The 16,883-nt window shown below is 46.1% G+C and carries 10 protein-coding genes; 8 read left to right on the top strand and 2 right to left on the bottom strand.

The window, feature by feature from the left end:
* Positions 1-64: 64 nt before the first annotated feature.
* The 8 genes from AC58QT_RS21310 (at position 65) to AC58QT_RS21275 (ending at position 12,217) form a co-directional block, all read left to right on the top strand.
* Entirely contained in the window at positions 65-1,870 is a 1,806-nt protein-coding gene (locus AC58QT_RS21310; RefSeq protein WP_497410800.1) for a sensor histidine kinase, read from the top strand.
* A 3-nt stretch (positions 1,871-1,873) separates the two neighbouring features.
* A complete protein-coding gene (locus AC58QT_RS21305) occupies positions 1,874-3,541 on the top strand; it encodes a response regulator transcription factor (RefSeq protein ID WP_497410799.1) in 1,668 nt (555 codons plus the stop codon).
* 171 nt (positions 3,542-3,712) lie between these two features.
* Positions 3,713-5,422 (top strand): type 2 periplasmic-binding domain-containing protein, encoded by a 1,710-nt coding sequence (locus AC58QT_RS21300; RefSeq protein ID WP_497410798.1) that lies wholly within the window; start codon positions 3,713-3,715, stop codon positions 5,420-5,422.
* Positions 5,423-5,497: 75 nt separating this feature from the next.
* Positions 5,498-6,397, top strand: a complete 900-nt coding sequence (locus AC58QT_RS21295) for an ABC transporter permease (RefSeq protein WP_497410797.1) — start codon at positions 5,498-5,500, stop codon at positions 6,395-6,397.
* Positions 6,398-6,412: 15 nt separating this feature from the next.
* On the top strand, positions 6,413-7,297 hold the full coding sequence (locus AC58QT_RS21290) for a carbohydrate ABC transporter permease (protein ID WP_497410796.1): 885 nt from the start codon (positions 6,413-6,415) through the stop codon (positions 7,295-7,297).
* A gap of 205 nt (positions 7,298-7,502) precedes the next feature.
* Positions 7,503-8,945, top strand: coding sequence for an L-arabinose isomerase family protein (locus AC58QT_RS21285; protein ID WP_497410795.1), 1,443 nt, complete (start codon positions 7,503-7,505; stop codon positions 8,943-8,945).
* A gap of 16 nt (positions 8,946-8,961) precedes the next feature.
* The gene (locus AC58QT_RS21280; protein WP_497410794.1) at positions 8,962-11,445 is read left to right on the top strand and encodes a hypothetical protein; all 2,484 of its coding nucleotides are present in this window, start codon (positions 8,962-8,964) and stop codon (positions 11,443-11,445) included.
* Positions 11,446-11,644: 199 nt separating this feature from the next.
* Positions 11,645-12,217 carry an SF0329 family protein gene (locus AC58QT_RS21275; RefSeq protein ID WP_497410793.1) on the top strand — a complete coding sequence of 191 codons (573 nt, stop codon included), beginning with the start codon at positions 11,645-11,647 and terminating at the stop codon, positions 12,215-12,217.
* A 72-nt stretch (positions 12,218-12,289) separates the two neighbouring features.
* Here AC58QT_RS21275 and AC58QT_RS21270 read toward each other — a convergent pair whose 3' ends face one another.
* Positions 12,290-14,365: a stalk domain-containing protein gene (locus tag AC58QT_RS21270; protein WP_497410792.1), complete on the bottom strand. Its 2,076-nt coding sequence runs from the start codon at positions 14,363-14,365 to the stop codon at positions 12,290-12,292.
* Positions 14,366-14,579: 214 nt separating this feature from the next.
* Positions 14,580-16,847 carry a PAS domain S-box protein gene (locus AC58QT_RS21265; RefSeq protein WP_497410791.1) on the bottom strand — a complete coding sequence of 756 codons (2,268 nt, stop codon included), beginning with the start codon at positions 16,845-16,847 and terminating at the stop codon, positions 14,580-14,582.
* Between the last annotated feature and the right edge of the window lie 36 nt (positions 16,848-16,883).

Genomic DNA, 16,883 nt, shown 5'->3' with positions numbered 1-16,883 from the left:
AGACCATATTCGATATACCTAGTCTCTTATATAATAAGAAGAAAAGAAAGTTGCTGGTGAATCTGTGCGAAACGGCTGGAAAAATAGAAGGTTCTCGATTCTGGGTAAATTGATTGTGACGTTCTTGATCGTCATCTCGCCGATGTATGTCGTCGGTACGCGAATTAACGATTGGGGATCCACGCTCGTACGCCAAGAAATTTTCAAATCACTCCAGTTCCAGCTGCTCTTTTATCGAACGTCGCTTGAGAATGAAATCGATCGATTGCTTCGTCTGCAGCGCGAGTATGTGAACGATGAAGATTTAGAATCACTTAGTATTACGAGCGAAAGCTTAACGGACTTCCAAAAGCTTGTCGCCATCAAGCGGTTTCAGGCCAGATTGAATGTCATGAAACAGTCGAGCCTCTACATTGCTAGGGCAAGTGCCTATATACCGCCAATCGGCAGGACCATTTCAACAGACGAACTGTCTGGTAATTTGTTACCAGATAAGCTGTTGCAGTTGAAGAAAGACGCTACGGTTCCACATCGTGGACTTTTTTATCAGGACGGGGAGAAAGTGCTGCTGCGGGAGTATTACCCGACAACACAAGTAGTAGAAGGACGCGACCCGATGTTCGTTTTGGAGCTTGAGCTATCCATCCCCAAGATCAAACAGTATTTGTCCCAAACGTCCGATAGTAAGCTCGGAGGAGCTGCGGTCATCCACCCAGATTGGGCGATTGTGAGTACTAGCAACCAAGAAGCCTATGAATCGATTAGTGGCCCGTTGCGCGAACAATCCTTACAACTGGAGGAAGCGGGAACGACGAATGCGCCAGCTGAAATGAAAACCGTCTCCATTGACAAGCAGCCGTATTTAACGGTTTCAGCCTATTCGCCTATGCTTGGGGTAACGCTGCTGGCGTTTGTTCCGGAGAAAGCGGTGATGGGAGCGCTTGATCGGTATCGGTTATACATGTGGCTGATCACGCTCGTTGCCATCGTGGTCGTTGTACTCTTTTCATTTTATATGTACCGTATTATCCACAGACCGCTTCAAAAACTGATTCGCGCTTTCCGTAAGGTTGAATCTGGGGATCTACAGGTCTCACTCGCCTACAAAAGCAGCGATGAATTCCACGATTTATACGAACAATTCAACTATATGGTGTCACATTTAAATAAACTTGTGTTTGAAGTCTATGAGCACAAAATTCACGTCCAGCAATCTGAGCTGAAGCAGCTTCAATCTCAAATCAATCCACACTTTTTGTATAACAGTTTCTACTTACTCTACCGGATGACGAAGGCGCATGATTTCGATAATTCGACCCGGTTTACGAAATATTTGGGTGATTACTTCCAATATGTAACTCGAAACGGAGAGGATGAGGTACCGCTAGAACTCGAGCTGCAACATGTCCGTGCGCTTTGTGAAATTCAAACGATCCGGTTCGCAGGACATATTACATTCTCGATTGATGAGTTGCAGCAGTCGTATAACAAGGTCAAAGTCCCACGGCTCATTCTGCAGCCGCTTGTGGAGAATGCGTACCAACACGGTTTCGAGCAAGGACACGAGAATCGGCATATGAGCATTCATTTCACGACTGTCACTCACGATAATGGGAGCAAACTGTTGCTCATCGGCGTCGAAGATAACGGTAAGGGAATGACGAATGATGAGCTCGAACGTTGGCACGGTTGGCTGAATGGAAAAGACCAATCGACTGAAATAACAGGCGTGCTGAATGTTCATCGACGGCTCCGGCTCAAATATGGTGAACTAGCAGGCGTTCGTATCGAATCGAGACCGGGTGGAGGGCTGCGCGTGGAGATCGTGTTACCGCTGCCTGAATCGGCTGAGAGTGAAATGGGGGAGTAACGAATGATCAGGCTAATGCTTGTCGATGATGAACCACTTGCGGTTAACTATTTGGCGGATGCACTGATGGAGTTGGACTGGCTGGATGCTGAGATTATAAAGGCATATTCTGGCATGGAAGCGCTAAATAAGTTTGGGGATGGGAAGATAGACTTACTCCTTACTGATATTCGTATGCCTGGCATGAGTGGGATGGAACTGGCAGATCTTACACGTGAAAAATGGCCTCGCTGTCGTGTCATCTTCTTGACCGGGTATAACGATTTCAGTTACGCCCAGACGGCGATCCGCAAGGGCGGTATCGACTATGTCCTCAAGACGGAGGGGGACGAAGCGATTATAAATGCGATTCAAAAGGCACTTGACGATATCGCACGGGAGCTTGACAGTGAAGAAATCTTAAAAAGATCTCGCGAACAACTGCATGTTGCCGTACCGTCACTCCAGCGTGATTATTTGTTGCAGCTCGCACAGGGAGAAGTTGATTCGCTGGACGCAAGGATACGACGGTTCGCGGAGCTTGAGATTGGACTAGATGCTAGGCGTCCGGTGCACATCGCTTTGGGACGGATCGACGAGTGGGGTTCCTTTGTCCTACCGGGGGATAGAGCGCTGCTGTACTATTCCATTCAAAATATTGCAGAAGAATATCTGAAGGAAACGCTGAACTTTGCTGCGTTCCCTTATGACCGTGGTAGGTACGTGTGGCTTGTACAGAGCAGAGCTAGCGAAGAGCGGACGTCTGCAGAAGAGCATACATACAAGTTGCTTGCAGGTCATGCCGAACTTATTCAAGCTGCTACAAAAAGCTTATTGAAAGTTCCCATCTCACTCATACTAGCTTCTACTCCATGCTTGTGGGAAGACTTGGCTATTCGCGCGGATAGCCTCAAAATTCAGCTGGCTGGCGGAGCCTTTAACGGACAAGAGGTTTTGATGAGAGAACTTCCCGATGCCATCGGTGAGGAACGAAGGTCTAGTAAAGATTTTTTTGCAGAGAATGACCTGCGCGCTTACCTGAGGAACCTCGATTTGCTGGAAACTTATCTCGATAAAGGCGAAAGAGAAGCTTGTCGCAACTTGTTTGCCGAACTCGCGGTGAAGTCGTCCGTCCTGCCGGTAGGTCAAGAAGGGGAATTACTTAAACTAGAGCTGGTCGTCAATTTATCTGCTTTTTTGATCACTTATGTAAATAAGCGGCGTTTAGCTTCACTCATTGGTTCCGCTTTTAGCCTAGAAGCATTGATTCAACTGCCAGTACAGACCGATCTGACAGCGACGGTACGGCATTTGGCTGCTATGGCCGATTCACTAGCGGAGTATAACGGACGGAAGCAAGCGGAGCAGACGACGGATATGATCGGGCGAATCAGGCAATATGTAAGCGAATTCCTGAACGAGGAGCTGTCTTTGACGAAGCTTTCTGAGCTAGTCCACTTAAGCCCTCCCTACTTATCGCGTATGTACAAACAGACTACGGGGCAAGGGTTACTTGAGTATGTAACAGAAGTTAGAATGAATAGAAGTAAACAATTACTCAGGACAACGGAGCATAAAATCCAAGATATAGCCGGTCTTGTTGGACTAGATTCAGCGGCTTATTTTACAAGGCTTTTTAAGAAGGAGACAGGGGTAACTCCGCTGGAGTACCGTGAATCTGCTGTGAAATAATCGTTAGGCGATCCTATTATTGGTCGCCTTTTTAATTTAGCTGTGATCGCTTTTAAACTAGTTAATAAAAGTCAACTGCCGCAAGAATGTCCCGTTTCGAAGGGTGCTTATCTGAATCTATAATAAAGATGTACCGCAAAGGAACTATTTGACAAATAGGGGGAAACGGAAATGTACATTGGAAATAAAAAGTTTGGAGCTGCTTCCGTGGGGATGCTCCTAGCCTTATCGCTCATTGCAAGCGCTTGTAGTAAGTCAGAAAATCTCCCTGCTCCATCAAGTAGTGCATCGGGAAATCCGTCGGGAAGTCCGTCACCTTCGGCTGCGGCAAGCGTAGGGCCCCTGGGCAAATACAATCCACCAATCGAAGTTTCTACGGTTCGCTCTGTTGATGCAACGATGAAATACGCCGAGGGGGACTCCATCGATAGTAACATTTGGACAAAGATTTTCGAGAATGACTATGGTATTAAAGTCAAAAATGTATGGTCTGTCGATGCTTCGCAGTATCATCAGAAGCTCAACGTCTCGGTAGCATCGGGCGATCTTCCTGACTTTCTGGAAGTCAATAAAGAAGAGATGAAACGGCTTATTGATGCAGACATGTTGGAAGATCTCACGAAAGTGTGGGCACAATATGCGACCCCTTACTTGAAAAACGTCCTCAATCAGGACGGCAGTGTAGGGTTCAAAGCTGCAACAGTAGGCGGCAAACTGCTCGGAATCCCGAGAACATATTCCAACGGCGGTACTAGCACAGCGCCGATGCTGTATGTTCGAACAGATTGGTTGCAAAAGCTTAATCTGCCAGAGCCCAAAACGATGGACGACGTGTTTAAAACGGCAACAGCATTTGCTAAACAGGATCCAGATGGCAATGGTAAGGCAGACACGATCGGTCTTGCGCTCAACAAGGACTTTATGGACGGGGGACATGGATCGCTAAACGGATTTTTTAACGGTTATCATGCCTATGTCGATCTGTTCGTCAAGGATGCTGGAGGCAAGCTTGTATACAGCTCTGTTCAGAAAGAGCTAAAGGAGCCTCTTAAAAAGCTGCAGCAGTTGTATAAGGATGGCGTGATTGATAAGGAATTCGGCGTAAAACCGGCAACAAAAATTCAAGAGGATGTGGCAGCCGGACGTGTTGGCTTGGCTTATGGAACTGTAGCAGATGGCGGCTATATTCAAAAAGAGAACCATACGAAGGATCCGAAAGCGCAATGGAAGGGGTATCCGCTCATTTCCGCTGATGCACAGCCCGCTATTCCGCAACTGAATGATACAGCCAACACATTCTATGTCGTGAAGAAAGGCTCGAAACACCCAGAAGCTGTCATTCAGTTGGCTAATATTTATATGAATCGCTATTACGAAACTTCTTATGCCCCTAATCCGAATCCATTTATTACGGACAGCAAGACAGGGATTTTTCCAGGTAAATATGCGCCTGTCGTTATCGATCCGCTGAATACCAATCTTGAAGCGTTCCGCAAAGTACAAGAAGCGCTTAAGAAAGGTGACGGCAGCAAGCTCGAGTTCCCAGCAACCATTCACTTCGAACGCTTGTCGAAATTTAAAGCAGGTGACGATACAATGTGGTTTTCGAATATGGTATTTGGAGCTGATGGTACTTTCAGTGTTATTGACAAGTACGACCAGGCTAAACTTGGTCAGTATAACCTGTTCCTGGGTTCTGCAACACCTGCAATGTCGGAGAAACTGCCAACCCTCAAAAAGAAAATATACGAGACGTATACGAAAATTATTATGGGTGACGCATCCATCGACGACTTTGACAAATTCGCTGACGAATTTAAGAAGCTTGGCGGCGATGCCATCGAGAAAGAAGTCAATGATTGGTACAGCAAAAATAAATAAGAAACAACAGGGGGCGGAGCTCAGGCTCTGCCCTTTTAGTCTCTATTACGAAATACGGAGTGGAGGGAAGACAGAATGAAAAGCAGAAACTGGAGAATCCAGCTCCCACTGCATACTATGTTGATTCCAGGCTTGGCCGCAATCTTCATATTTAGTTATTATCCAATGGCAGGAGCGGCTATTGCCTTTCAAAAGTTTATTCCGACGAAAGGTTTATTTCATTCCCAATGGATTGGCTTGGACAATTTCCGCTATGTCATGGAGCTTCCCGATTTTTATCAGGTCCTTTGGAATACGGTTTATATCGCCATCATGAAGATTATTGCCGGTCTTATCGTACCGATTGTCGTAGCACTCCTACTGAATGAAGTTCGCAAAGAAGCGATGAAAAGGTTCATGCAAACACTGATTTATTTGCCGCATTTCTTATCATGGGTCATTCTGAGCGGCATTCTACTCGATGTGCTTTCACCAAAAACAGGGATCGTGAACGCAGGGCTTCAGGGCCTCGGAATGGAACCTATTTTTTTCCTGGGCGACAACCGTTGGTTCCCGTTTACATTGGTCATCTCGAATGAGTGGAAGGAATTTGGATTCAGCACGATCGTCTATTTAGCTGCCATCCTCGGTATCAATCCTGCACTGTACGAAGCTGCAAAAGTAGACGGGGCAGGCCGATGGAAGCAAACGCTCCACATTACACTGCCCGGCATGGCGCCGATTATCGTGTTGTTAGCTACGCTTAGTATTGGAAACGTACTTAATGCCGGTTTTGAGCAGGTATTTAATCTATATAGCCCTATCGTTTACGAAAGTGGGGATATCATCGACACGTTTGTATATCGAATCGGGATGGTTGATGCGCAATACGGGGTAGCAACAGCAGTGGGGCTATTCAAATCACTGGTGTCGTTAATCCTCATTTCAGCTTCGTACTTTTTAGCCTACAGATTTGCCAACTACCGCATCTTTTAAAAAGGAGGACTCGTGATGCTCGAATCACCATCATGGTCGCGAAAAGTGTTCGTTATCTCGAACTACACGGTTCTTTTAGGCTTATCCATCTTGTGTATCTTGCCGCTTATCCATCTGCTGTCGCTGTCGCTCAGCTCGAATAACGCGGTGGCAGCAGGCGATGTGAGATTTTGGCCGGTCGATTTTACGTGGAAATCGTACGATTTTATTTTAAGTAAACCGGCATTTCTGACATCCTTATTCGTTACCCTCAAGAGGGTAGCACTCGGTGTGACGCTGAATATGGTACTGACGATCATGGTTGCCTACCCGCTCTCAAAGGAAAGTGCTGCGCTGAAAGGGCGAACGGTTTACGTCTGGCTATTCGTTTTTACCATGTTGTTTAGCGGTGGCATTATTCCGCTCTATATGACGATTCGCTCGCTAGGGCTGCTTGATTCGATCTGGGCACTTGTGCTGCATCATGCAGTTCCGGTATTCAACGTCGTGATCCTGCTTAATTTCTTCCGCAGTTTACCCAAGGAATTGGAGGAAGCAGCTCTGATGGACGGCGCCGGACATTGGCGCATTCTGTGGCGCATTTATGTGCCGTTGTCTACGCCATCCTTAGCGACATTGACGCTATTTGCCATAGTTTCACATTGGAATTCTTGGTTTGACGGCATCCTCTTCATGAATTCGCCATCGCATTATCCGCTTCAAAGTTACTTGTACACGGTCGTGGTCGGCCTCGATTCGCTGGTTAAGAGTAATATCGATCTAGAGGTTATCGCGCTTGTTTCTGACAGAACCGCACGTGCGGCACAAATCTTTCTCGGGGCGTTGCCAATCTTGATTGTATATCCTTTTCTGCAAAGGTATTTTACGAAAGGGATTGTTCTGGGCAGTGTGAAGGAGTAGGGGGAGAAAGGTAGTCCTAGCAACGGTGCTGGTATTCTCCGAAGAATAAGCGATAAACAATCAGCAGAAGCAAGGGCTGATTGTTTTTTTTTATGCTTGATAATTCGTAGAATTACTCTAATTATAATTGTTCTGTTCATTGTTAAAAAAGTGTTGATTTAATACTCTATAAGTGTAGTTATTACCAATCAAAGGGGAACTGACAATGAGTGTATCATTCAAACGTGCATCAGCGCGCGTAGGCGTCATGAACGTAGGGCATGAGCCCTATTGGGAGCAATTTCCTGGGCTTCGGGAAGAATTGATCGGTTACGGTAAAGAGTTCGAAGCGATGCTAGGCGTTCATGAGGTTGAAGTCGTTTCGGCTGGCTTTGTAGATAATGTTGATAAATCATTCGCAGCTGCTTCGCATTTAAAGCGTCAAGATATCGATTTCCTGTTTGTCTTTTTGAGCACGTATGTAACCTCATCCTCGGCAGCAACTGCCATTCTGAATGTCGGCGTGCCAACGGTTCTGGTAGCGCTTCAGCCGAGAAAACGGCTTGATTATAGAAACACAACAACGTACATGCAGCTTGCGAATGATAATATCTGTTCACTTCCAGAGATCGGGGGAGTACTGATACGCGCAGGGAAGCCTGCTGCAGGTATGATCGTAGGCACGCTCCATGATGATCCACGGGCAGCGAACGAGTTGAAGTCGTGGTGCCAAGTTGCGAATGCGCGTCGTGCTTTCAAGCATGCACGAATTGGTTACTTAGGTCATACCTACGAGGGTATGTATGATATGAATTCGGACCCAACAGCATTTACAGCTGCCTTTGGGTCCCATGTGCAGATGCTGGAAATGTGCGATTTGGCTAAGCTGGTTAACGGGGTAACCGCCGCTGAAACAGCAAATAAGCTCGATGAGATTAAGAGCATATTTACGATCTCTGATCCGTTCATCGATCCTGTGACAAGACCAATTAAGCCGGAAGATTTGGATTGGTCAGCCAAGGTTGCTGTTGGGCTCGATAAGCTTGTAGCGGAGAATGGTTTAACGGGACTCGCGTATTATTACCGAGGATTGGATGGCAATGAATACGAACGAATTGGTTCCAATATGGTGCTGGGGAATTCCCTGCTGACAGGTAAAGGCATCCCACTTGCAGGCGAAGCGGATCTCAAAACTTGCGCAGCGATGTTGATCATGGACAGGCTAGAAGCAGGAGGCTCATTCGCAGAGCTGCACCCTTGCGATTTTGTAGATGACATCGTGTTAGTGGGCCATGACGGACCGCATAACATTAAAATCAGCGATGGCAGTCCGATTATTCGCGGGCTGGACCTGTTCCACGGCAAGCGTGGTTCCGGCATCGGCGTTGAGTTCAGCATCAAGTCAGGCCCAGTCACTTTGCTGGGGATTTCACAGACGGTAGACGGCAAGTTCAAGATGATCGCCACGGAAGGTGAGTCGATCAAAGGAGAAATTCCACAGACAGGCAACACGAACACACGCTGTAGTTTCGGCTGCTCCGTTGCCGAATTCGTTGAGAAATGGTGCTCTGCTGGTCCAACTCACCATTTCGCGCTTGGCGTTGGGCATGTCGCTCCGAAAATCCGCAATGTTGCCAAAGTGCTGGGCATTGAACTGGAAATCGTATAAGGGAGAGTGAACTGGCTTGAATAAGGTGACACATGAAGCAAACAGCGGTGCTAAGCAGTTGAAGCGCGCTACATTGGAAATGAGTCTTAAACCGTTCAAAAGTCTGGAACAAGCTGCGATAGATGAAGTTTGTACGGAAGCACTGCGACAATGGCAACCGCTCATCGGCATGGCAGATTCAGCTTCGGTGCTGCTGTGGGTTTCGGATGGCAGTGAAATACTGACCTGGAACGGACAGGTTGAAGATGAATTCGAGTGGGCTCGCTATATCGGTTTTGCAAATGAAGAGATGTTCAGCCATGTCAAGGACAAAAACGATCCTCATGTAGCTCGTCTGTATATGGATAACCCAGTTCGTTTCACGTACGGCGATCTGCGCAAAGTCGTCGATTCCTTCAAACGAATAGCGCTGGATCAGTTCAATGTTCAGCTGGAGGTTGGTGTTCCTTTTGACGCGGGTCCGGAGTTTGCTTACTCTGATTTCAAATATAAAGATCACCCCGAAATCAATCGTGCGGAGCTTGGTGGAAGTTTCGTGTCGCTGAAGGCCGATTATACGGTCGTCTGTTCCTGGTCCAAGCTGAAGGCGGATACCGATGCCTATGCAGCTTATCCTGACGGTATCCCAGAAGGCACGCCGTTCGGGGAGTTCCTAGGGCGCCAATGCGCGAGTTACTTGCCTGCGTTAGGCTTCGATTATATCTGGTTCTCCAACGGCTTCGCATTGTCATATTTCCCATGGACGTACTTAGGCGCTAACTATAACGGGACTGACTTCCCGCTAGCTGATTACAAGGAACTCTCATCCAAAATTATGTCGTTCTGGGACTTGTTTAAACAGGAATGTCCTGGTGTGAGGACAGAGGTGCGTGGAACGAATTACGGAACCGGCATGGATTTAGCGAAGGATTACATTCCGCTGCTCGAGCTATATGAAAAGAAGTATCTCGATTTCCCGCCGCCTAACTCTCCATGGGGAGCGCTTAACTACGATTTTGGGCTGGAGCTGACGGGGTACATGTCCAGAATCGCAGAGCTGCCAGGAGAAACGTATCCGTACCGTTTTTATGTCAATGATCCGTGGTTTTGGCAAAATCCTTGGTGGGACTACTATGACCACGAACCTCACGACATTTACGGGCCGTTGTCGGTCGCACGCATGAATGCGGCTGGAGCCCTTGAAATGCCTGGCATCGTGGAAATCTTGACCATTGATACAGAGAAGGGCGAGTTATGGGCAGACGGACCTGCGGAAGTGATTCCCTATATACAAAAAGCGTTCCGTGAAGCGCCAGATGAACCAGGTCTCCTCACTTGGCTTTATCCGTTCCGTGAGCTGCATGAGGCAGTCCAAGGGGATAACGAGGCTTCTGGCCGCGTGTTTTTCCATGATTGGTTCGTGCGTTGCGCCATTAATCATGGTTTTCCGCTCAACACCGTACTCGGCACGGACACGTTCCGTACGATGTCATCTGAAGCCCGGCGAAAGCTCGAGAGCACGATACTTTTTGTAAATGCGATGTGGCTAGACGACGCCAGTATTACTGAGTTAGCAGACATGATCCGCGATGGTGGCAAGGTCCTAGTGTACGGCGATGTCAGACAGCCGGCGCTGCTAGAGCTGCTGAATTTACAACCAACCGACGGTGTGGGGCTGGAGGGGGATTTTGACCTCGCGCTATCGTTCGACGAGGACGAAATTTACGGAGATAAGGGTGAGCGTAAGTTACGGCATCGCGCGGACATCGGCGATGGTTCGCTGGGTGTTGTTCTGCGGAATAAGGCAGATGCAGGGACGCGGGTCGGTGCCGTCGCTATACAGGACGGTGAAGAACGAATATTCGCACTTTCACGTACACTGGCAGAATGGAACGGCGGTCGAATCGGTTGGGTGCGCGGCTCGCTGCCTTTCGCCAAGAAAGGTGTCACCCATCTGCCGGTTCGGCAGGAGAACGAATGGATGGATACGTCGATTTTGTTGAGGTATATGCTTCAAGATTTCGGCATTTTGATGAAGCAAGTAAAGCAAGATCCAGATTCACAATCTGTCCTTACCTTCGTTTCCCGACACAGGAATGGTTTCATCATGACAGGCTGCAAGCAGGATTCATCGGTGCAGTTGAAGCTGCGATTCCCAGATGGCGTACCGCTATTCCCAGGCCAATCGATTGTTCTTGGCGAGGGCGAAGCGGAGCTGTATTCGCTCGATCGAACGTTCCGGGACGAGTGCCGTGTTTTCGTGAACCAGCAAGAGCGGAGCCGGGTATCGTGCCGCGAGATTTCGCCAACTCCGTCTAAGGTGAAGCGAATGGTTCGAACTTTGAGCATCAGTAATTTGCTAAACGCAGATGTGACTATTTATCCGCCATTGGAGATGTTAGCGTTGGGAGCTATAGAAATTAAACAAGGTAATGGCAGCATTGTGGATTGGCATGGCATGCAGACTGGAAACCGGCTGCGACTTGACGGCATAACGGGAACGATTCACATTTCATGGTAATGATCGGTAAATAGGGAGGAGACTGCATCGTTGCAGCTCCTCTTTTTTGTTGATTCAAGTGCGGGGGATTGTTAAAATCTATAATTAAATCTCATGAATCCATTAAGGTTGTTTTTGATCGATGTGTTGGTTATTGTAAGATGGATAATAGAACTAGCGCCTCAATAGGTGTTTTATCATATGAACATAGGAGGAAGAAATGGCCTGGAGCAAATTGAAACAACAACTGGAGAGTTTTCTTAGTCCTGCGCTAGATGGAAGGGTCGAATATCTTTCAGCCAGCTACCGTTATTTACCGGATAAAACGGGGCTTTGTTATATTGCGGTAGATAAAAAGAAGGTACTGAATATGAGTGACTCCTTAGTCAGATGGTATCAGACGGAGTTAGAAATTAAGAATGATTCAACGATTCATATTCCTATCAACAATGAAGAGATTGAAGCCGTCAGAAAAGATACCAAAGGGAATGTTCCCGAGGATCGTTTACAAGTAATAGCAAGAAGCAGAAAAATATCGGAATATGCCAAAGAACTTTTGTCAGCACAGTCATCATTGAGTAAATCAAACTTTGTCGTCATAGCTAACAAGTTTTTATCTATTTCTATAGAGGAAAGCCTAGAGAGTAACGATATCTTGTTGAATATTCTTGCTTTGGTTGACAGACGCGTTGGAAAAAAGCGGATTTTGAACATGTCCGAGAAGATGCAGTTAAAGCATCCAATTGTACAGTATTTTTTTGAACTACGACTTCAAACATTGGATAATAAATAATGGTGGAATTAAATAAAAAAAAGAAAAACCCATTTTCATAAAATGAATGAAGTGGGTTTCTCGCAATCTGTGTTATTTAATGACGTTAATTGTTCTCGTTTCTTCGTTATACTCTACTGACGCGCCTAATGCCTCAAATATGAAACGGAATGGCACCAGCGTAACACCGCTCTCATTAATCATCGGGCTAATTGGCAACTGTATTTCCTCACCGTTCACAATAGCAACATGACTACCTATCGTCATAGATATGTATTTGCCGCCAAGTACGATTTGGACGATTTGCGTGTTAGGATCCCATTCGACCGTTGCACCTTGCTGTTCGGCAACCATACGTGCGGGCACCATAGCACTGCCGTCAATAATAGTCGGAGATTCGAGTTGAGTCCCGTTCACGTACAGCTTAATGGAATTATCTTGTGGTTTCTCCTCTTGCTGAGCCTCATCCGCTCGTTTCACCGTCAAGGTGTACATCTTCATGGTACCATTCCGAGCTGTCACCGACACACTGATCGTTTGGCCGTCCTCGCTCACATTGATCGCATTGGATGCAGAACCGCTCGTTACCTCGGAGTCGTTCACCTTCACGATTGCACTGTTGTCAGCTGCCTTAGGTGTAATCGTTAGACTGCTCAAGTTGTTGTCTACTTGGACGGTGTAACTTGTTTGGCCAGCATCAAATGATGGACTTAAGGTGCCGCTCGATAAATCAAGCCCGCTCAGATCAGCATTACTGCCCACTTCCCACTGAGCATAAAGAGTTACATGCGTATTACTCATAGCGAACGTAGCATTCGGAGCATAACTCGTACCGCTTCCGTCTGCCGCCGTGTTCCAACCCGCGAACGTACTGCCTTTTTGCATCAAGTTCCCCTTATTACCCATGACGGTAACCGATTCACTTTGAACATATTTGCTAACAGCAGGCACGGTCCCTTCCGTACTGCCATTGCCGTCATAGATCACTCTGTACAAGGGCGAATTTGCTTTCCACTTTGCGTACAATGTTACATTCTCAGTGCCAATAACGAAGTCATCGTTAAACTTCCAATAACCTGAGTAGGACTTTCCGCTTCCATCGGCTGCAGTGTTCCAGCCATCAAATGTATAGCCATCTCTTCTCAAGTTGCTATTATTTCCACTGATCCATAAAAGGTCATTTTGCGCGTACCACTCAGGTGGCGCGGGCACTAATCCTGACGTGTTGCCATTTCCGTCGTAGGCAAATCTGTAGATGCTCGGTATCTTTTTCCACAAAATACGGGAAGTAGCTTCCACAAACACAGCGGTGTCATTATTGAAAACAATTCCCCTAACTTCACCGGTAACTCCAGCGATGTTTCGGTCATCCCAGACTATCCCATCTGCGGAGGTTGAGAGCGATCCGCTATACCCAACCGCATAAAACATATTGTTGTTATAGGTCACATCCAGTGGAGTAAGTCGAGATGATACGGAACGACTGACCCAGCTGTCTCCCTCCATGGAAGAGCGGATCAATTCGAGTCGGCCGCCTATGATAAATATGCCGTTACCATACGTTACACAATAGAGATCCTTCGTCGTCCCCGATACTTGTTTCGTCCACTTTACACCATCAAGCGAGGTTAGAGTCATCCCATTTACCCCTACTGCCACAAACATACCGCCGCCATATGCGATGCCATGTAGAGTTGAAGGATCATCTGACGTTTGACTTGTCCAGTTGTCCCCATCATTTGAGGTGACGATCGATCCGTTCTGTCCCACCGCAACAAACATGCCATTGCCATAAGCAATGTTATACAGATCTAGCCCAGTCTTATCCCGGCTAATCGTCCAGTTGGCTCCGTCGCTAGAGGTGGAGATATATCCGCCCCAACCTACCATCACAAACTTGCCGTTGCCGTATGCAATACCATTATAAGTAGTAACACTAATCCCATTTGCTTTTGGAAAATCTTGTGGATACCAACGCTGAGCGTCAGTTGATGTCGCAATAAGACCCGAACCCACCGCCACATACAACCCGTTGCCATAAGCCACGTCCGAAAGAGTTGAGGATCCTCCTGTATATCCAATACCAGTAAAAAGAACAGATCCTTTCCCCCAATTGTCTTTGAAAAATGGAACCGATGGGTTAGCTGCAGAAGCATAACCCGGTAGCATACCGACCACCATACAGAATAAAAGGAATAAAGAAACAAACCGCCTTATCATAAATTCACGCGCCTTTCGACATATATTCATTAACCAGATTACCATAATTAGCCTTTGGCAACATCATTTTTCAACATGTTGGTGATGACTATTTACCTAATATAAAATAATAAAGGTTGAGCAGAGGAGTTATATCTGCCCAACCTTTACCTATTACTGCTTCTTATTTAGGCAACATTATATCTATACAAGTTCCTTCGCCGAGTTTACTTTGAATCGATAATGTCCCTTTATGATTATTGATGATCCTGCGTGTGACCATCAAGCCTAAACCGTTTCCGTTTTCTTTGTTCGTATAGAAAGGCTCACCCACGTGACTCAGCTCCTCTTCCGATAGACCACAACCTTCGTCAATGACATGAATGAGGACGAAGCTCGGACTCGAGCTGTCTAGTTCTACTTTAATTTTTCCGCCGCCAGGCATGGCTTCCATCGCATTTTTAATTACATTAATAAATACTTGCTTCAACTGATTAAGATCACATCGGATGTAGGGATCCTGAACTGAATCAAGATGCATTACAATTTCTACATTATCCATACTCGCTTGTGACTCAAGGAGTTTGCCTACATGAATCAAAATATCACGAATGTCTGCCTGTTGATATTGCACGGCCTGCGGCTTGGCTAGCACTAAAAATTCGCTGACAATAAAATTAATCCGATCTAATTCAGAGAGCATAAGGTCTAGTTGGCTTTCCTTAATTGCAACTTTTGACTTTTGTAGTTGAACAAAGCCTTTTATTGTAGTCAGTGGGTTTCGTATTTCATGAGCGACACCCGCAGCCAGCTGTCCGATGACAGATAACTTCTCCGATCTTCGAAGTACATCCTCTGCTTCTTTGCGTGCCGTAATGTTTCTCGTGATTGAAGCAATCGCGACAATCTGCCCATTTTCGTCCCAAATGGTGGAAATCGTAATACTGACATCGATAATACGGCCATCTTTCGTATAGCGAATGGTTTCATAATCCGCTACCGGTTCGTTTCGAAGTATACGCGCAATCAATTCTTCGTATTCACTAAGGCATTCTGGTGGAATGTTAGATAGCTTTTTACCAAGCAGTTCCTCAGGCGCCCAACCAAAGATACGCTCGTACGCCTGATTTAACTGCGTAACATTACCTGCCAGATCTGTTACATGAATAGCATCAGAGGTGTGATTGACAAAAGACTCCAGATAGCCTTTGGTATGACGAAGTTCATCGGCAACATCATGAAGCTGCCTTGTGTAGTTGTTTAAGTTGCTTGTCATCAAATTCACTTGGAAGGCAAGGTGACCGAGCTCATCTTTGCCTTTGTAATTTATGATTCCTTCAAACTTGCCTTGTGCAACTTGGTTAACGACAGAAAGGATTTGTTGAATGGGCCGGATCAGCAAACTAGACAAAAGATAACTGCTAAACATTGTGAATATTAAGAGACTCAGTGAGATGATAACGAGTTCAATAAGCTGTTTTCGTAGCATGTCTTCGAGCGTTGTAGCTTTGAAAATTATGCGAATGACATAAGGCTTAGCCGTGTTCATAACGGGTATAAGACTCTGTATGGCAGACTCATTCATGATCCGAATGTCAGTCGTTATCGTCTTTCTAGTTTCAAGCACATCTTGAATATGGGGGACTTCGTTCAATTCGTCTGCATAATTATAGGTTCCAAAAATAATATCCCGTACATCCAAATTAAATATTGGCTGCCCTTTTTTTATTTTTATAATCGGCTTCTTCCCAAAAAACTGAGGATCAATCCCAGTAACTTCTAGGATATTGTTGTTTTTCAATAGCATCTTAGTAATGACGGCATCTGTCCCCGTAGTTTTCTGGAATTCGAGGATGTTTTCTGCATTGACATAAGGATTTATCATATAGTTCGTTGTACCATCGTAGTAATTGCCCCACTTATTAACGATAGAAGGATCGGATGTCGCATAATTAATAGGGCCAGACCAGTAATTATTGAGTTTTTGGCCTTGTGGGATAGTGACCTGGTGGTAATCAAAAAGCTGATTAAATGCCACATACCAGTAGTCCCATGTTTTGGAACTAAGATTAATTTCTTTCGGATCGCTTGAACGCAAGGCTATAATGTCATTATCTAATCTTTTCCAAAGAGTGATATGATCAACGCCAAGTTTGGCGCTAAGCTTGGCGAGTTGCTCATTCGTTACGTTTTCAATGTCGGGATCCAACTCTTGTTGAGCGGCAATAGCAACAGAACGGAGCCTTTCACCAATCGTATCCTCGATATGTTGACGTGCCTGCTGTGACACTTCAACCGTTGTGCTAATCTGTTCCGCCATTGTAATCATTTGCTGTTCAGCGGCTTTCTTCAAGCCCTCCTTCGAGCTGATGTAATAAATAGACATATTAAGAAGGAGAATTAAAGCAACTAATATAGAAATCCAGAACGTAAGCTTCACTTTTATTGACATGTTTCCTCCAGTAGGTCTAAGATTGCCCGTGTAATT

Source organism: Paenibacillus sp. J31R109 (assembly GCF_059692055.1).
Note: the sequence above shows the minus strand (reverse complement) of the source record. Positions and strands in the feature narration are given on the sequence as shown.